The sequence below is a fragment of the Microbacterium arborescens genome, assembly GCF_049707515.1.
Taxonomy (GTDB): Bacteria; Actinomycetota; Actinomycetes; order Actinomycetales; family Microbacteriaceae; genus Microbacterium; species Microbacterium arborescens_B.
The window spans coordinates 408,588-424,565 of the sequence record NZ_JBNAFI010000002.1 but is presented as its reverse complement, the minus strand read 5'-3'; the positions used below and the strand labels follow the sequence as shown (position 1 = coordinate 424,565).

The following is a 15,978-nucleotide window of genomic DNA, read 5'->3' as shown; positions in this document are numbered from 1 at the left end:
TACTCGGCGCCGGAGCGGCTATTCGGCTTCCATGAGCTGACGCAGCCGCAGGTCGAGGTCGCGGATGGCGACGCCGATCGACCGGAACTCGGGCGACCCCGGCTCGAGACGCTGCTGCGCGCTCCGCAGCTCGGCCTTCTCCCGATCCAGTGCCCGCTGGCGCAGTTTGCGGAGCGATTCCATCGCGGTCGTCTGCGCGATGCGCTCGGTTCCCGCCGGGAAGTCCGCCGTGAGCAGCTCGATCGCGAGGGTGCGGTAGGGCTCCCGCGTCGCGTCGACGGCTGCAGAAGTCCAGCCCGGGCGGGTCAGGTCGGGCTGCATCGACACGGCCTGACGCACGGCTTCGAGCGCCGGGTGCGGCATGGGCAGCCCGAGTGCGATGTCGACCGCCTGTTTGTCGAGCAGGTGACCGTACTGCAGCACGCCCATGAGCGCGCGCTTCTCGAGCTCGAGGGCGGGCGGCAAGGATGCGAGGGTCACGCGCACCGACACGGGAGCCTGCTCCCCGCCGCCGTCGCTGCGGCCGGCGACGGGCGCCTCGCCGCGCGCGCGCTCTGCGGGACCGGCAGGCGCGGCGCTCCGCCGTGCGGCGCGCTCGACCTCGGGCTGCACCTCCGAGAGGTCGAGCCCGAGCTTGCCGGCCAGCACCCGGGTGTACCCCGGCCGGAGCGCCGTGTCGCGGATGTCGGCGACGATGGGCGCCGCTGCGCGCAGCGCGCCGATGCGGCCCTCGACGGTCGCGAGGTCGAAGGTCGACAGACGCTGATCCATGACGAACTCGAACATCGGCGCCTTCGCCTCGACGAGAGCTCGGACGGCCGCGTCGCCCCGGTTGAGCCGCAGATCGCATGGGTCCAGCCCCTCGGGCGCCACCGCGACATAGGTCTGCGCCGCGAAGCGCTTCTCTTCGCCGAAAGCCCGAAGCGCCGCCTTCTGGCCCGCGGCGTCGGGGTCGAAGGTGAAGACCACCTCGCCCGAGCTGCCCTCGCTGTCGCCCATCACGCGGCGCAGCACGGTGATGTGGTCGGTGCCGAAAGCGGTGCCGCACGAGGCGATCGCCCCCGTCACGCCCGCGAGGTGACACGCCATGACGTCGGTGTACCCCTCGACCACGACCACGCGGTGGTCGCGGGAGATCGACTTCTTCGCCAGGTCGAGGCCGTACAGAACCTGCGCCTTCTTGTAGATCGGCGACTCGGGGGTGTTGAGATACTTCGGCCCCTGATCGTCGTCGTACAGGCGGCGGGCGCCGAAGCCGATCGTCTGACCGGCGACGTCGCGGATCGGCCACACGACCCGTCCGCGGAACCGGTCGTACACCCCGCGCTGCCCCTTCGAGACCAGTCCCCCGGTGAGCAGCTCCTCGTCGGTGAAGCCCTGCGATCGCAGTGCGTCGCGCAGCGCCGACCACCCCTGCGGCGCGTAGCCCACCCCGAAGTGCGCGGCGGCCCCGGCGTCGAAGCCGCGCTCGCCGAGGAACTGCCGTGCCGCCTGCGCCTCGGGGGATGACAGCTGCGAACGGTAGAACTCCGCGGCGGCGGTGTGCGCGGCATACAAACGTGATCGGCCGCTCGTCTCGGGCGCGGCGGCGCCGTCCTCGTAGTGCAGCTGGTAGCCGATGCGCGCCGCCAGGCGCTCGACGGCCTCCGTGAAGGACAAGTGGTCCATCGCCCGCAGGAACGAATAGACGTCGCCCGATTCCCCGCACCCGAAGCAGTGGTAGTAGCCGACCTGGGGCCGCACGTGGAAGCTCGGACTCCGCTCGTCGTGGAACGGGCAGAGCCCCTTCAGCGACCCCACCCCGGCGGTCTTCAGCGCGACGCGCTCGCCGACGATGTCGCCGATGTTCGTGCGAGCCTTGACCTCCTCGATGTCGGTCTGTCGGATCCGTGCCATCAGAGCCCTTCGATGGGCTCGGGCAGGGCGAAGTGGCTCGGCGCCGTCGCCCGCGGATCGGATGACCACAGGCCCAGCTCGCGCAGGTCGACTGGGCCGACGAGCCGCCCGTGCCACTCGATCGCGAATCGGTCGGTCAACGTCGCGACCTGATCGACGATCACCCGGCGCTGGGCGGCATCCGTCACGGCCGCGGCGAAGTCCTCGGCGTGCAGGGCGTCGAGATGCTCGGGACGCTCCCACAGCGCATCGGCGAGCCGCCGCAGCACCCGCCGCTGCTCCTTATAGAGCCCCTTGCGCCCCTCGATGGAGACGACGAAGGCTCCGATGACGCCCTTGAGCACGGCCATCTCGACCTCGATCACGCGGGGCACGATGACCCTGCCGCCGAAGCGCGTCAGGACGGGGACGTCGTAGTGCTCGCGCGTTGCCGCCGTCGCGGCGCGGGCGAAGCGTCCGATGAGGTCGGAGGTGAGGTTCTTGAGCCTCGCCATCGCCGCGCGCGAGCCGTCGTACGACGTGAGCCACTCCGGCAGCCGGGTGAGGCGGTACAGCGCGTCACCCAGCTCGTCCTTCGTGAAGCCGTAGCCCACCCAGCTCTGGATCGCCGTGAGCAGGGCCTCGCGCTCACGGGGGTCGGCGAGCCGCGCGGGGTCGAGGTAGCCGTTCAGCACGGCGTCCTCGAAGTCGTGCACCGAGTAGGCGATGTCGTCGGAGAGGTCCATGACCTCGGCTTCGATGCACCGCAGGCGTCCCGGTGCGCCCTCCCGCATCCACCGGAAGACCGCTTCGTCCTCGGGGTACACGCCGAACTTCTGCCGCCCGCCGGGGTCGGGGATGGCGTGCTCCACCGTCCACGGGTACTTGCACGTCGCGTCGAGGCTGGCGCGCGTGAGGTTCAGGCCCGCGCTCTGGCCGAACGCGTCGACGACCTTCGGCTCGAGCCGCGACACGATGCGCAGCGACTGCGCGTTGCCCTCGAAGCCGCCGATGTCTTCCGCCCAGTCGTTGAGCGCTCGCTCGCCGTTGTGCCCGAAGGGGGGATGCCCGAGGTCGTGGCACAGGCAGGCGGTGTCGACGACGTCGGGAGAGAGCTCGAGGGCGATCGCGAGTTCGCGACCGACCTGCGCCACCTCGAGGGAGTGCGTCAGTCGGTTGCGCGCGAAGTCGGCGGGGCTCGCCGGGCTCAGCACCTGGGTCTTCGCGGCGAGGCGGCGCAGCGCTCCCGAATGCAGCACGCGTGCACGATCGCGGGCGAAGCTGTCGCGGCGCGAGCGGTGCTCCTCGCGGTGGAAACGAGCGGCGTCGTGATCGTCGTAGCCGGCGGGGCGCCCGGCCGAGACGCCGACTCCGCCCGTGACCTCAGCCACCACTGTTCTCGATCTCCGCTGCCGCGATGGCCGAGGACTCCGCCGCGTCGACTTCGCGGGAATCGAGCCACCGGTCGGGAAGCGCGGGACGCTTCGGCGTGCCGGCGCGCCCGCGCTGGCCCTCGGCGGCCGCGCCCGGGTAGGGCGCCGACCAGTCGAGGGTCGCCAGGATCTCGTCGATCTCGGCGAGGCTCGAAGCCGTCGCCAGGCGTGCGCGCGTGTCTCCGCCCACGGGGTAGCCCTTGAAGTACCAGGCGACGTGCTTGCGGATGTCGCGGCACCCGCGCCCTTCGTCCTCGAAGAACTCCACGAGCAGCTCGGCGTGGCGGCGGAACGCCGTCGCCACGAATCCCAGGCTCGCATCCACCTCGGGCCCCGCCGAGCCGGGCTCGCCGAGCGCGCGGGCGAGGTCACCGAACAGCCACGGGCGTCCGAGGCATCCGCGCCCGACCACGACGCCGTCGCAGCCTGTCTCCGCCATCATCCGCACGGCGTCCTCGGCCGACCAGATGTCGCCGTTGCCGAGCACGGGAACGCTCGTCACCGCTTCCTTCAACGCGGCGATGGCCGACCAGTCGGCGTGACCCGAATAGAACTCCGCCGCCGTGCGAGCGTGGAGGGCGACAGCCGACACGCCCGCATCTTCGGCGATGCGACCCGCGTCGAGGTAGGTGAGGTGGTCGGAGTCGATGCCCTTGCGCATCTTGACCGTCAACGGCACGTCGCCGGCGGCGCGCGCGGCCCGGGTGACGATGTCGCGGAAGAGGTCGAGCTTCCACGGCAGAGCTGCTCCCCCGCCCTTCCGGGTCACCTTCGGGACGGGACAACCGAAGTTGAGGTCGATGTGGTCGGCGCGATCCTCCTCGACCAGCAGCCGCACGGCGGCCTCGGTCGTCGCGGGATCCACGCCGTATAGCTGGATGGAGCGCGGCTTCTCCGACTCGTGGTGGGTGATCAGCCGCATGGTCGTCGCGTTCCGTTCGACGAGAGCGCGCGTCGTGATCATCTCGCTGACGTAGAGCCCGGCACCGTACTCGCGGCAGAGCCGTCGGAACGCGGTGTTCGTGATTCCGGCCATCGGGGCGAGGACGACGGGTGCGTCCAGGGCGATCGGGCCGATCCGCAGGCGCGGGGAGGCGGACAGGACGGTACTCACCGGATCATTCTCCCAGAAGGACGGATGCCGGGCGGCGGGCCGGGCGTAGCCTGGGGATGTGAGCGAAGCGACCACCGACATCCGTTCGATCCCCTTCTCCGCAGCGGACGGAAGCGCGACCACTCTCGGCGACCTCGGCGACGGGGTGCTGCTCGTGGTCAACGTCGCCTCCAAGTGCGGACTGACGCCGCAGTACGAACAGCTCGAGCAGCTGCAGCGCACCTACGGCGAGCGCGGGCTGCAGGTCGTGGGCTTCCCCTGCAACCAGTTCATGGGTCAGGAGCCCGGCTCGATGGACGAGATCCTCGACTACTGCGCGATGACGTGGGGCGTGAGCTTCCCCGTCATGGACAAGATCCGGGTCAACGGCTCGCACGCGGCTCCCCTTTACAAGGCGCTCAAGAAGATCCGCAACGCCGAGGGCGCCCGCGGGCCGGTCATGTGGAACTTCGAGAAGTTCGTCGTGACGCCGAACGGCGATGTGCACCGGTTCCGGCCCCAGACGAAGCCCGACGCCCCCGAGATCGTCTCGGTGATCGAGGCGAATCTGCCGCGCTGACCAGCCCGAGGCGGCAGGTCAGCCCGCCGCTGCCACCGCGCTGCGCTCGCCCCAGACCTGGCGGGCGATCTGCGCGAAGGCCTCGGGAGGCTGAGCCCCGGACACGCCGTACTTGCCGTCGATCACGAAGAACGGAACTCCGTTGATGCCGTAGTCGCGTGCCTGGTCTTGATCGGCGCGGACGGCCGGGAGGTACTCCCCCGATTCCAGTGCGACGCGGATGTCGTCGCGGTCGAGGCCGACCTCGGCTGCCAGCTCGACGAGGTCGTCGATGCGGCCCACGTGCCGGCCCTCGGTGAAGTACGCCGCCATGAGGCGCTCGGCCATCTCGTGCTGGCGGCCCTGCGCCTTGGCGGCGTGCAGCAGCTCGTGGGCCTTGACCGTGTTGGTGTGCTGGAGCATGTCGAAGCGGTACTCCAGCCCGGCATCCCTCGCCACGCCCGTGACGTTGTCGAGCATCTGCTGCACCTGCTCGCGCGGCATGCCCTTGTGGCTCGAGAGGAAGTCCAGCTCGTCGCCCTCGAAGTCGACGGGGGTGTCGGGAGAGAGCTCGAACGAGTGGAAGGTCACCTCGACGCGCGGGGCGTCCTCGTCGTCAGCCGTCGCCGCGAGGCCCGACTCCAGATTGCGCTTGCCGATGTAGCACCACGGGCAGGCGATGTCGCTCCATACGTCGATCTTGATTGCGTCCGTCACATCCGGTGCAACGTCGCAGTCGACACGGGCTATTCCCGCCGCCGCGCCCGGACGCAGCTCATGCGGTGGGCGCGTCCACGGCTCCGCCGAATCGGCGGTCACGCGAGAGGTACAGCTGGATGGCACCCCACAGGTCGGACCTCGAGAAGTCCGGCCACAAGGTGTCGAGGAACACCATCTCGGCGTAGGCGGCCTCCCACAGCAGGAAGTTCGAGGTCCGCTGCTCACCGCTCGACCGGATGAACAGGTCGACGTCGGGCATGTCGGGGACGTAGAGGTGGCGACGGAGCGCCTTCTCGGTGATGGCCGAAGGCTTCATCCGTCCCGCCGCGATCTGCTCGCCCATCGCCCGCATCGCGTCGATGATCTCGTGGCGACCGCCGTAGTTGACGCACATCGTGAGGGTCAGCACGTCGTTGTCGCGCGTGAGCTGCTCGGCGTACTGCAGCTCGGAGATGACCGATCCCCACAGCCGCGGCTTGCGACCCGCCCACCGGACCCGCACCCCCCACTCGTTGAGCTGATCCCGCCGCCGGTGCAGCACGTCGCGGTTGTACCCCATGAGGAAGCGCACCTCGTTGGGCGAACGCGACCAGTTCTCCGTCGAGAACGCGTACACGCTCAGGTGCTTGACCCCCGCCTGGATGGCGCCGGCGACCACGTCGAGCAGCACCTCTTCACCCGCGCGATGCCCCTCGATGCGCGTGAGTCCGCGCCGGTTGGCCCAGCGGCCGTTGCCGTCCATGACGATGGCGACGTGGTTCGGCACCCCGCCCCGGGGGAAGGCCGGCGGGTGGACCCCGGTCCAGTCGAGGGGACGATAGGGCACCGCGTCGCGGTGCGTGTACGGCTTGGGACTCATCGCTTCGAGCCTAGATGTTGGCGCCGCGTGCCCGCTGAGCGGTCACCGCGCCGCGCCGATGTGCCCCAGCGAGCGGATACCGCGTTCGAGGTGCCACTGCGCGTAGGCGGCGATGAGGCCCGACGCCGCGTTCGCCGCGCGAGCGGTCCCGGCGTCGACGGTCTCCCACTCACCGGCGATGAGCGCGCGCAGCCGGACCCCGGTCTCGGGCGCGATACGCGCGGACCCCGCCGGCGCGCAGGCATCGCAGACCGAACCGCCCAGCGGGGCGGCGAAGCCGTCGTGCGGCCCCGGGCGACCGCACCGGGCGCACGCGTCGAGCGACGGCGCCCAGCCCGAGAGCGCCATGGCACGGAGGAGGTACGAGTCGAGCACGGCACGGCTGTCGTGATCGCCGCGGGCCAGCGCGCGCAGACCCCCGACAAGGAGCAGGTACTGCTGCGGCGTCGTCTCCGCCTCGTTCAACCGGTCCGCCGCCTCGACCATCGCCGACGCCGAGGTGTAGCGGTCGTAGTCGGTCGCGATATCGGCGCCGTAGGAGCCGAGCGACTCCGCCTGTTGCACGATGTCGAGCGAGCGTCCCTTGTACATCTGGACGTCCGCCACCATGAACGGCTCGAGGCGGGCGCCGAAGCGCGACGACGTCCGCCGTACCCCCTTGGCGACCCCGCGAAGCTTGCCGTGCCGGCGACTGAGCATCGTGACGATGCGATCCGCCTCACCCAGCTTGTGGGTGCGCAGGATCACGACCTCGTCGCGGTAAGTGGGCACGCATCGATTATCCCGCCGACCGGCGACAATGGATCCGTGACGCAGTCTCAGTTCGTGATCCCGCTGTGGGCGGACCTGACCGCCGTCGGCCTCGGTGGGGTGCAGGGCGCCCTGTTCGCCTCCGGATTCGTGGGCAAGCGGCGCCTCGATCTCCTCGGGGTGGTCATCATCGGCATCCTCATCGGCATGGGTGGCGGTCTCATTCGCGACCTGCTGCTCGGCCTGCCGCCCGTGACCCTGCAGAGCAACTGGTACCTGATCACGGCGACCTCGGCCGCGCTCGTCGGGATGCTGCTGTCGAACATCTTCCAGCGGCTGAACGGCGTCATCATCGGCCTCGACGCCGTCGTGATCGGCATGTTCGGCGCGTTCGGCACCAGCAAGGCGCTCCTCGTGGGGCTCCCCGTCGTCCCGGCGATCTTCATCGGGTCGTGCGCCGCCGTGGGAGGCAGCATGCTGCGCGACGTCATCCTCGGACTCCCGGTCGCGATCATGCACGTCGGCTCGCTCTATGCGGTCGCCGCGGCGGCGGGATGCGCCGTGCTCGCCGGTTCCGCGGCCCTGGGCGCCCCGATCCTGGTGGCCGCGATCATCGGTATCACCGTCACCACCGTCATCCGGCTGCTCGCCGTCGTCTTCGACATCTCGTTGCCCGAACAGCGTGCCCTGCACCGGCGCAAGGTCGCCGTCGAGACCGCCGCCATCCCGATCGTCAAGTCCTGACCCGACGAGCGCCCGCGCAACGACGAAGGCCCCGCCGAAGCGGGGCCTTGATCGAAGATCGACTTACTTGGAGCCGAAGTTCTTGAAGCGCTGGTTGAACTTCTCGACACGACCGGCCGAGTCCATGATGCGCTGCTTGCCCGTGTAGAACGGGTGCGACGCGGACGAGATCTCGACGTCGATGACCGGGTAGGTCTCGCCGTCCAGCTCGATCGTCTTGTCACTCGAGACCGTCGAACGGGTCAGGAAGGTCTCGCCGGAGCCCAGGTCGCGGAAAACGACGGCACGGTACTCGGGGTGGATGTCAGTCTTCATGGGATTCCTTACTCGGTGCCCTGGATTTTGCCAGGGCGAGGGAAGTCTGCGATGCGTCTGCACCAAAGAGCGATCTTACCAGGTTCAGGATGCCGCCCGAGCCGCGTAGCGCCCATCCTCTTCGGTGAGGCTGATGGGCAGTCCGAAGGTCTCGGTGAGGCTCTCAGCGGTGAGGGCGTCGGCCAGCGGACCGGCGGCGACGAGACGGCCCTCGCGCAGGAGCAGGACGTGGGTGAAGCCGACCGGGATCTCCTCGACGTGGTGGGTCACCATGATCATCGCGGGCGTGGTCGGTGCCTGCGCGTAGCCGCCGAGCAGAGCCAGCAGCTCTTCGCGAGCGCCGAGATCGAGGCTCGCGGTCGGCTCGTCGAGCAGCAGCAGCTCGGGGTCGGTCATGACGGCGCGCGCGATCTGCACGCGCTTCTGCTCGCCGTCCGACAGCGTGCCGAACGTGCGCTCCGCAAGTCCGTCGAGCTTCCATTCGGCGAGCACGCGCATGGCGCGTCGCTCATCGATGTCCTCATAGTCCTCGCGCCAGCGCCCCGTGACGGCGTAGGCCGCGGTGAGGACCACATCGAGGACGGTCTCCTCGGCGGGGATGCGACGCGCCATCGCCGACGACGCGAACCCGATGCGCGGGCGGAGTTCGAACACGTCGGTGCGTCCGAGACGCTCCTCGAGGATCTCGACGGTCCCCGAGGTGGGGTGGAGCAGGCTCGCGGCGAGCTGCAGGACCGTCGTCTTGCCGGCGCCGTTGGGGCCGAGCACCACCCAGCGCTGGTCGTCGGTCACCGACCAGTCGACCCGGTCGACGATGTTCCGGGCGTTTCGGCGGACGACGACGTCGGAGAACTCCAGGACCTGCGGCATGGCTTCAGCCTAGCGGCCGCGCCCCGCCACCTTCGCGTACAACGCGGCGGTCTCGTCGGCGATGGCGCGCCAGCTGAAATCGCTCGCCGCGCGCTCCCGGCCCGCCGCACCGAAGGCGCGCGCGGCGTCGGGATCGGCCACGACTTCCGTGAGCGTCGCCGCCAGATCCGCGACGAACTTCTCGGGGTCGAGCGGCGTGCCGGTGCCGTCGTCGGACTGCTCGATGGGCACGAGCCGTCCGGTCACGCCATCGACGACGACCTCCGGGATGCCGCCCGTCGCGGTTCCCACGACGGCTGCGCCGCATGCCATGGCCTCCAGGTTGACGATGCCGAGCGGCTCGTACACGGAAGGGCAGACGAAGGTGGTCGCCGAGGTCAGGATCGCGCAGAGCTCGTCGCGCTGCAGGAACTCCTCGATCCAGACGACGCCCGACCGCTCGGCCTGCAGCTCGCGGACCAGCCCCTGCACCTCGGCCATGATCTCGGGAGTGTCCGGGGCGCCGGCGCAGAGCACGACCTGCACCTCGGCGGGAAGAAGGCGAGCCGCTCGCAGGAAGTACGGCAGACCCTTCTGCCGCGTGATGCGCCCGACGAACACGACGGAGGGGCGATCCGGGTCGATGCCGTGGCGGTCGAGGACGGCGGGGTCGTGGACCGGCCGCCACGACTCGACGTCGATGCCGTTGTAGATGACCGAGACCTTCTCGGGATCGAGGTTCGGGTAGCTGCGCAGGATGTCGCGCCGCATCCCGTCGCTGACGGCGACGATCGCCGCGGCGTTCTCGTAGGCGGTTTTCTCGATGTAGCTCGACACCGCGTATCCGCCGCCGAGCTGCTCGGCCTTCCAGGGGCGGAGCGGCTCGAGCGAGTGGGCGGTGATGACGTGCGGGATGCCGTGCAGAAGCGAGGCGAGGTGGCCGGCGAAGTTCGCGTACCAGGTGTGGCTGTGGACGACGTCGGCACCGGCGACGTCACCGACGATCTCGAGGTCGGTGCCGAGCGTCTGCAGCGCGGCGTTGGCGTCGGCGAGCCCGACCGGGGTGGCGTAGGAGGTCGTGTCCGGCTCGTCACGATCGGCCCCGAAGGCGCGCACCTGCACCTCGATCGTCTCGCGCAGGGCCCGGACGAGCTCGGTGACGTGCACCCCCGCTCCCCCATAGATCGCGGGAGGATACTCCTTCGAGACGATGTCTACACGCATGGGTCGAACGCTAGTACAGGAGCGTTCCCCGGGCCTAGTGTGGTGCCATGCCAGCAGCGCCCAAGGTCTTCGGAATCGTTCTCGCCGGCGGCGAGGGAAAGCGCCTCATGCCGCTGACGGCTGACCGTGCCAAGCCCGCCGTCCCGTTCGGCGGCCAGTACCGCCTCATCGACTTCGCGATCTCGAACCTCATCAACTCGGGCCTGCGCCAGGTGGTCGTGCTCACGCAGTACAAGTCGCACAGCCTCGACCGCCACGTCTCGCAGACGTGGCGCATGTCGGCGCTGCTCGACTCGTACGTCGCCTCCGTCCCCGCCCAGCAGCGGCTGGGCAAGCGCTGGTTCTCGGGCTCCGCCGACGCGATCCTGCAGTCGCTGAACCTCATCAACGACGAAAAGCCCGACATCGTCGTCGTGATCGGTGCCGATCACGTCTACCGCATGGACTTCCGCCAGATGCTCGACGCGCACATCGCCTCGGGCGCACGCGCGACCGTGGCCGGCATCCGTCAACCCATCAGCCTGGCCAACCAGTTCGGCGTCATCGATGTCGACCCCGCCGACGACACCCGCATCCGCGCGTTCCTCGAGAAGCCGCAGGATCCCGCCGGCCTTCCCGACTCGCCTCACGAGGTGCTCGCGTCGATGGGCAACTACATCTTCGACACCGATGCGCTGATCGAGGCGGTCGAGACCGACGGCGAGCTGCCGACGTCGAACCACGACATGGGCGGGGACATCATCCCCTACTTCGTCGATCGCGGCGAGGCGGCCGTCTACGACTTCAAGCGCAACGACGTGCCGGGGTCCACGCCGCGCGATCGCGACTACTGGCGCGACGTGGGGACGATCGAGTCGTTCTTCGACGCGCACATGGACCTGATCTCGACGCTGCCGATCTTCAACCTGTACAACACCGACTGGCAGATCCACTCGCAGGCCGTCAACTCGCCCCCGGCGAAGTTCGTCCGCGACAGCGTCGGGCGCATGGGCAACGCGATCGACTCGATCGTCTCGCTCGGCTCGGTGCTTTCGGGCACGCACCTCGAGCGCAGCGTCGTGGGGCCGTGGACCCTCTCCGGGGGCGGGGCGACCATCACCGACTCGGTGCTGTTCGACTACGTCAGCGTCGGCGCGGGAGCGCGCGTGCACCGCGCGATCCTCGACAAGAACGTGGTGCTCGAAGACGGGGCCACGGTCGGCGTCGACCGTGAGCGCGACCTGGCTCGCGGGTTCACGGTGACCGACACGGGCATCACGGTCGTGGGCAAGAACGCCCGCGTCGAACGCTGAGAGCCGATCCCGCTAGCGTTGGGGCATGGCCCACGCGCGTTTCCTCGTCGTCTTCGATGCCGACTCGACCCTGCTGCGCAACGAGGTCATCGAGCTCATCGCCGATGAGGCCGGCCGCGGCGCCGAGGTGGCGGCGGCGACCGAGGCGGCGATGCGCGGCGAGGTCGACTTCGCGTCGAGCCTGCGCTCCCGCGTCTCGCAGCTGACCGGCGTCCCGCTCACCGCGTTCGAGCGGGTGCGTGCCCGCGTCGAGCCGACCCCCGGCGCACGCGAGCTCATCGCTGCGATCCACCAGCACGGTGGTGCGGCCGCGGTCGTTTCAGGCGGGTTCCACGAGGTCCTCGATCACATCGCCCCCGGACTCGGGGTCGACGTGTGGCGCGCGAACCGCCTCGGCACCGACGGCGACGCACTCGACGGCACCGTCGCGGGCGCCATCGTCGACGCCGAGACGAAGGCCACGTCGCTGCGCGAATGGGCGGCCGAACGCGCCGTCCCCCTCATCCGGACGATCGCCGTCGGCGACGGCGCCAACGACCTGCGCATGATGGCCGCTGCCGGTCTCGGCGTCGCGTTCAACGCGAAGCCCGCCGTCCGGCGCCAGGCCGATCTCGTGGTCGGCCCCGTCGATCTGCGCGAGCTCATCCCCCTGCTCCCCTGATCCGCCACTGCTGCTCGCATCGGGCGCTGTCACGTGTCCGACCCGAGCGATAGCGTCGGGTCATGGACGTCATCCTCATCCCGGGCCTGTGGCTCGACGCCTCGTCGTGGCGCGACGTGGTTCCCGCGCTCGAAGCCGCCGGTCACCGCGCGCATCCGCTGACGCTGCCGGGAGTCGGCGACGCGGCCGGCACCTCGGGAGCCACCCTTCGCGACTGGATCGCCGAGGTCGTGACCCGCATCGACGCTCTGCCCGGCCCGCTCGCGCTCGTCGGACACAGTGGCGGCGGGAACGTCGCCTGGGGAGCCGCCGACGCGCGCCCCGACCGCGTCGGCCGTGTCGTCTTCGTCGACACGCTTCCCCCGCCTCCCGGCGCGGGGATCTCCGAGTTCCCCGTGGTGGACGGAGCCGTGCCCTTCCCCGGGTGGGACTTCTTCGACGCGCCGGATGTCGCCGACCTCGACGAGGCGACGCGCGAGCGATGGGCGAAGCACACGCATCCCGTTCCCGGGGCCGTGCCCACGGATCCCGTCCCCCTCACCGATGAGCGGCGACGACACGTCCCCGTCACGGTGCTGTCCGGCTCGGCCGATGAGGCCACGCTGCGCAGGATGCTGACCGGCTGGCCGCCGTTCCTGGCGGAGTTCGACGCGCTCACCGACGTGACCGTGGTCGCGCTCGGTACAGGTCACTGGCCGCAGTTCTCCCGACCCGACCGGCTGGCGCGCGAGATCGTCACCGCGCTGGGGTGATGCCGCCGCCCGTCCAGCTCGGCGTCAGGGTCCAGCTCGGCGTCAGGTTCAGTGGCCCATCCCGAGGCCGCCGTCGACGGGGATGACGGCGCCCGAGATGTAGGCGGCGTCATCCGACGCGAGCCAGGCCACGGCACCCGCGACCTCGGCTGACGAGCCGTAGCGGCCGGCAGGGATGCTGCGCTTGTACTCGGCCTGCGTCTCGTCGGGCAGGGCCGCCGTCATGTCGGTCTCGATGAAACCGGGTGCGACGACGTTCGCCGTGATCCCCCGCGACCCGAGCTCCCGGGTCAGCGAACGGGCGAAGCCCACGAGGGCCGCCTTCGACGACGAGTAGTTGATCTGTCCCGCCGACCCGAAGAGTCCGACCACGCTCGAGATGAGGATGACACGCCCCCACTTCGCGCGCAGCATTCCCTTCGAGGCGCGCTTGACGACCCGGAAGGCTCCGCCGAGGTTGGTCGCGACGACGGAGTCGAAGTCGTCCTCCGTCATGCGCAGCAGCAGCGTGTCCTTCGTGATGCCGGCGTTCGCGACGACGACCTCGACCGGACCGAGCTCGCTCTCCACCTGCGTGAAGGCGGCGTCGAGGGATGCGGCGTCGGTCACGTCGGCACGGACGGTCAGGGCTCCCTCGGGACCCTCTCCCGAGCGGGCCGTCACGGCGACGCGGTGTCCGTCGGCGATGAAGCGCTCCGCGATCGCACGGCCGATGCCGCGGTTTCCTCCGGTGATCAGAACGACTCGGGACGTGGGCATGCGGCTCTCCTGTGTCTGCGGCGCGAACCCCGCAAGCCTAGCCGCAGCATCCGCGACGCTCGTGACCGATAAGCTGGCGGCCCGACGTCGACGAGGAGCAGATGTGAGCGACCAGCCCCAGCCGCAGCAGCCGTACCCCGCGCCCGGGCAGCCCGCTTCGGGTGCGCCCGTTCCCCCGCCGGCGCCGCCGTACGCGACGCCGCCCCAGCAGCAGCAGGCGTACCAGCCCTCCGGCTACCCGCCGCCGGCCTACGGCTACGGCGGGTACCCGCAGCAGAGAACGAACACCCTCGCGGTCGTGTCGATGATCGCGTCGATCGTCGGGTTCATCTGGATCCTGCCGGTAATCGGGTCGATCGCCGGCGTCGTGATGGGCCACATCTCGCTCTCGCAGATCAAGCGGACGAACGAGAAGGGGCGCGGGATGGCGCTCGCCGGGCTCATCGTCGGCTACGCCGGTCTCGTCCTCGCGATCGTGGGCATCATCGTGGTCGCCTCGTTCATCGGCTGGGCCGTCGAGCAGGACAGCTACAGCACGTACTCGTCGTCGTTCTGAGCCCGGCCGTGCCCTTCCCGGCGGGCGTATCCTTGATGCACCGTGAAGCATCATCCCGCCACCCCGTCGGCGACCTCGCTGCCGCGAGCACCGCACGACGACTCGACCCGTCGCATGACGAAGTACTTCATCATGATGGGGGTGCGCGTCGTGTGCTTCATCCTCATGGTCGTCATCGCGCCCTACGGCTGGCATACGGCTGCGCTCGCGGTCGGGGCGGTGTTCCTCCCCTACTTCGCCGTGGTCGTGGCGAACGTGGGCGACGACGTGCGCGAGCCGCCCGCCGTCTCACCCCTCGCGGCTCTGCCGGAGCGGCCCGAACACCCGGCGCAGGCGCCGCAGCCGGTCGCCAAGCCGACCGTGATCGAGATCCGGGAGTCCCGGCCGGAGTGAACGACATCGAGTGCTCTCGCGCCGGATGCCGCGCGTCGGCACAGTGGCGGGTCATCTGGCGCAACCCTCGGATCCATGCCGCCGACCGGCAGAAGGTCTGGGTGGCCTGCGATGACCACGTCGCCTACCTACGGGAGTTCGTCGCCGCGCGCGATTTCCCCGTGACCGTCGAACGCCTGGTCTCGGCTGCCGGCGGGACGGACGAGTCGTGACGCGCCAGACCGCCCTGCGCTGGTCGGGGTACGTCGCGATCGCCGTCGCCTTCGCGATCGCATGCGCCTACCTGTCGAACTGGCAGTTCAGCCGCAACGAGGATCGCAACGCTCAGCTCGAGCTCGTCGAGCGCAACTACGACGCCGAGCCCGCGCCACTCGATGGGATCATTCCGAGCAGCGGCGAGCTGGATCCGGCCGACGAGTGGCATCCCGTGGAACTGCGAGGAGAGTACCTCGCCGACGACCAGGTGCTCGTGCGCAATCGACCGCACGGCGGCACCTCGGCGTTCGAGGTCCTCGTGCCCTTCCGCACCACGGACGGACGGGTGTTCGTCGTCGACCGCGGGTGGGTGCCGCCCGCGTCGGACGGACCCGAACCCGACCGGATCGCGGCCCCGCCGTCGGGGATCGTGACGGTGGTGGCCCGGCTCAAGCCCGCCGAAGCCGCCCCCACCTCGGGCCGTTCGGCTCCGGATGGACAGGTGCCGACGATCAACCTCGATCTCGTGGCCGCCGAAGCGGGCCTCACCGGCGACGTCGTGACGTCGGCCTACGGCCTGCTCGTCTCCGAGGATCCCGCTCCCGCCGAGACCCTCGGGGCGATGCCGAGTCCCTCGGAGGATCCGGGCCCGCATCTGTCGTACGCGATCCAGTGGATCCTGTTCGCCATCATGGGCTTCGTCTTCATCTGGTACATGATCCGCACGGAGCGTCGCCACCGGCGTGAAGACGAGGAGGATGCCGCTGCCGCCGCGGCGTCCGCGGACTCGCCCGTTGGCTCCGTCCCGCCTTCCGCCGAGACGGCCTCGGTGGTCCCGCCGACCCTCCGCCGACGACGTGACGCCAAGCGGGATCGCGACATGCAGGACGAGGACGCGATCCTCGACTCGTCGCGCAGCTGAGGCGGCGCGCACCGACCCCGCCGCATC

Annotated in this window: 19 protein-coding genes; 9 read left to right on the top strand and 10 right to left on the bottom strand. The window is 70.2% G+C overall.

Translation table 11 applies throughout. From position 1 onward, the window contains the following. Positions 1-18: 18 nt before the first annotated feature. The 3 genes from dnaG to dusB are packed head-to-tail and all read right to left on the bottom strand — an operon-like array spanning position 19 to position 4,422. Complete coding sequence (gene dnaG, locus ACPYN5_RS05995) at positions 19-1,896, bottom strand: DNA primase (protein ID WP_424448070.1); 1,878 nt, start codon at positions 1,894-1,896, stop codon at positions 19-21. Continuing rightward, a complete protein-coding gene (locus ACPYN5_RS05990; protein ID WP_424448069.1) occupies positions 1,896-3,269 on the bottom strand; it encodes a deoxyguanosinetriphosphate triphosphohydrolase in 1,374 nt (457 codons plus the stop codon). The genes dnaG and ACPYN5_RS05990 overlap by 1 nt, the downstream gene beginning before the upstream one ends. Next, complete coding sequence (gene dusB / locus ACPYN5_RS05985) at positions 3,259-4,422, bottom strand: tRNA dihydrouridine synthase DusB (protein WP_424448068.1); 1,164 nt, start codon at positions 4,420-4,422, stop codon at positions 3,259-3,261. The genes ACPYN5_RS05990 and dusB overlap by 11 nt, the downstream gene beginning before the upstream one ends. 58 nt (positions 4,423-4,480) lie before the next feature. On the opposite strand from dusB, the gene ACPYN5_RS05980 reads away from it, so the two are divergent. Further along, complete coding sequence (locus ACPYN5_RS05980) at positions 4,481-4,981, top strand: glutathione peroxidase (RefSeq protein WP_424448067.1); 501 nt, start codon at positions 4,481-4,483, stop codon at positions 4,979-4,981. An 18-nt stretch (positions 4,982-4,999) separates the two neighbouring features. On the opposite strand, the gene ACPYN5_RS05975 is transcribed toward ACPYN5_RS05980, so the two are convergent. From ACPYN5_RS05975 to recO, 3 genes are read right to left on the bottom strand one after another with little or no spacing between them, the layout of a single operon-like run. Further along, positions 5,000-5,677 (bottom strand): DsbA family oxidoreductase, encoded by a 678-nt coding sequence (locus ACPYN5_RS05975; protein WP_424448066.1) that lies wholly within the window; start codon positions 5,675-5,677, stop codon positions 5,000-5,002. 58 nt (positions 5,678-5,735) lie between these two features. Next, a complete protein-coding gene (locus ACPYN5_RS05970; protein ID WP_424448065.1) occupies positions 5,736-6,539 on the bottom strand; it encodes an isoprenyl transferase in 804 nt (267 codons plus the stop codon). 42 nt (positions 6,540-6,581) lie between these two features. Continuing rightward, positions 6,582-7,310, bottom strand: coding sequence for a DNA repair protein RecO (gene recO, locus ACPYN5_RS05965; protein ID WP_424448064.1), 729 nt, complete (start codon positions 7,308-7,310; stop codon positions 6,582-6,584). Positions 7,311-7,346: 36 nt separating this feature from the next. Here recO and ACPYN5_RS05960 point away from each other — a divergent pair, with 36 nt between their 5' ends. Next, positions 7,347-8,033, top strand: a complete 687-nt coding sequence (locus ACPYN5_RS05960) for a trimeric intracellular cation channel family protein (protein ID WP_424448063.1) — start codon at positions 7,347-7,349, stop codon at positions 8,031-8,033. 63 nt (positions 8,034-8,096) lie between these two features. Here ACPYN5_RS05960 and ACPYN5_RS05955 read toward each other — a convergent pair whose 3' ends face one another. From ACPYN5_RS05955 to glgA, 3 genes are all read right to left on the bottom strand, one after another. After that, positions 8,097-8,348 (bottom strand): type B 50S ribosomal protein L31, encoded by a 252-nt coding sequence (locus ACPYN5_RS05955; protein ID WP_018186539.1) that lies wholly within the window; start codon positions 8,346-8,348, stop codon positions 8,097-8,099. Positions 8,349-8,432: 84 nt separating this feature from the next. Next, positions 8,433-9,218 (bottom strand): ABC transporter ATP-binding protein, encoded by a 786-nt coding sequence (locus ACPYN5_RS05950; RefSeq protein ID WP_424448062.1) that lies wholly within the window; start codon positions 9,216-9,218, stop codon positions 8,433-8,435. A gap of 9 nt (positions 9,219-9,227) precedes the next feature. Beyond that, complete coding sequence (gene glgA / locus ACPYN5_RS05945; protein WP_424448061.1) at positions 9,228-10,421, bottom strand: glycogen synthase; 1,194 nt, start codon at positions 10,419-10,421, stop codon at positions 9,228-9,230. A gap of 47 nt (positions 10,422-10,468) precedes the next feature. Between glgA and glgC the strand changes: the two genes are divergently transcribed. From glgC to ACPYN5_RS05930, 3 genes are all read left to right on the top strand, one after another. Next, positions 10,469-11,713 carry a glucose-1-phosphate adenylyltransferase gene (gene glgC, locus ACPYN5_RS05940; RefSeq protein ID WP_424448060.1) on the top strand — a complete coding sequence of 415 codons (1,245 nt, stop codon included), beginning with the start codon at positions 10,469-10,471 and terminating at the stop codon, positions 11,711-11,713. A 25-nt stretch (positions 11,714-11,738) separates the two neighbouring features. Continuing rightward, the gene (gene serB, locus ACPYN5_RS05935) at positions 11,739-12,374 is read left to right on the top strand and encodes a phosphoserine phosphatase SerB (RefSeq protein WP_424448059.1); all 636 of its coding nucleotides are present in this window, start codon (positions 11,739-11,741) and stop codon (positions 12,372-12,374) included. Between the two features lie 62 nt (positions 12,375-12,436). After that, positions 12,437-13,126, top strand: a complete 690-nt coding sequence (locus tag ACPYN5_RS05930) for an alpha/beta fold hydrolase (protein WP_424448058.1) — start codon at positions 12,437-12,439, stop codon at positions 13,124-13,126. A 48-nt stretch (positions 13,127-13,174) separates the two neighbouring features. Here ACPYN5_RS05930 and ACPYN5_RS05925 read toward each other — a convergent pair whose 3' ends face one another. Continuing rightward, on the bottom strand, positions 13,175-13,885 hold the full coding sequence (locus ACPYN5_RS05925; protein WP_424448057.1) for a beta-ketoacyl-ACP reductase: 711 nt from the start codon (positions 13,883-13,885) through the stop codon (positions 13,175-13,177). A gap of 103 nt (positions 13,886-13,988) precedes the next feature. On the opposite strand from ACPYN5_RS05925, the gene ACPYN5_RS05920 reads away from it, so the two are divergent. The 4 genes from ACPYN5_RS05920 to ACPYN5_RS05905 are packed head-to-tail and all read left to right on the top strand — an operon-like array spanning position 13,989 to position 15,951. Beyond that, entirely contained in the window at positions 13,989-14,441 is a 453-nt protein-coding gene (locus ACPYN5_RS05920; protein WP_424448056.1) for a DUF4190 domain-containing protein, read from the top strand. 42 nt (positions 14,442-14,483) lie between these two features. After that, on the top strand, positions 14,484-14,834 hold the full coding sequence (locus ACPYN5_RS05915) for a DUF3099 domain-containing protein (protein ID WP_424448055.1): 351 nt from the start codon (positions 14,484-14,486) through the stop codon (positions 14,832-14,834). Beyond that, positions 14,831-15,046: a hypothetical protein gene (locus ACPYN5_RS05910; protein ID WP_424448054.1), complete on the top strand. Its 216-nt coding sequence runs from the start codon at positions 14,831-14,833 to the stop codon at positions 15,044-15,046. The genes ACPYN5_RS05915 and ACPYN5_RS05910 overlap by 4 nt, the downstream gene beginning before the upstream one ends. Further along, complete coding sequence (locus ACPYN5_RS05905; RefSeq protein ID WP_424448053.1) at positions 15,043-15,951, top strand: SURF1 family cytochrome oxidase biogenesis protein; 909 nt, start codon at positions 15,043-15,045, stop codon at positions 15,949-15,951. Before ACPYN5_RS05910 ends, ACPYN5_RS05905 begins: the two co-directional genes overlap by 4 nt. Positions 15,952-15,978: the final 27 nt, after the last annotated feature.

Excerpts from the sequence above, each read along its gene's own strand:
- dnaG (WP_424448070.1), bottom strand. The coding sequence starts at position 1,896 with ATGGCACGGATCCGACAGACCGACATCGAGGAGGTCAAGGCTCGCACG.
- ACPYN5_RS05970 (WP_424448065.1), bottom strand. The coding sequence starts at position 6,539 with ATGAGTCCCAAGCCGTACACGCACCGCGACGCGGTGCCCTATCGTCCC.
- ACPYN5_RS05955 (WP_018186539.1), bottom strand. The coding sequence starts at position 8,348 with ATGAAGACTGACATCCACCCCGAGTACCGTGCCGTCGTTTTCCGCGAC.
- ACPYN5_RS05950 (WP_424448062.1), bottom strand. The coding sequence starts at position 9,218 with ATGCCGCAGGTCCTGGAGTTCTCCGACGTCGTCGTCCGCCGAAACGCC.
- glgA (WP_424448061.1), bottom strand. The coding sequence starts at position 10,421 with ATGCGTGTAGACATCGTCTCGAAGGAGTATCCTCCCGCGATCTATGGG.
- glgC (WP_424448060.1), top strand. The coding sequence starts at position 10,469 with ATGCCAGCAGCGCCCAAGGTCTTCGGAATCGTTCTCGCCGGCGGCGAG.
- serB (WP_424448059.1), top strand. The coding sequence starts at position 11,739 with ATGGCCCACGCGCGTTTCCTCGTCGTCTTCGATGCCGACTCGACCCTG.
- ACPYN5_RS05930 (WP_424448058.1), top strand. The coding sequence starts at position 12,437 with ATGGACGTCATCCTCATCCCGGGCCTGTGGCTCGACGCCTCGTCGTGG.
- ACPYN5_RS05925 (WP_424448057.1), bottom strand. The coding sequence starts at position 13,885 with ATGCCCACGTCCCGAGTCGTTCTGATCACCGGAGGAAACCGCGGCATC.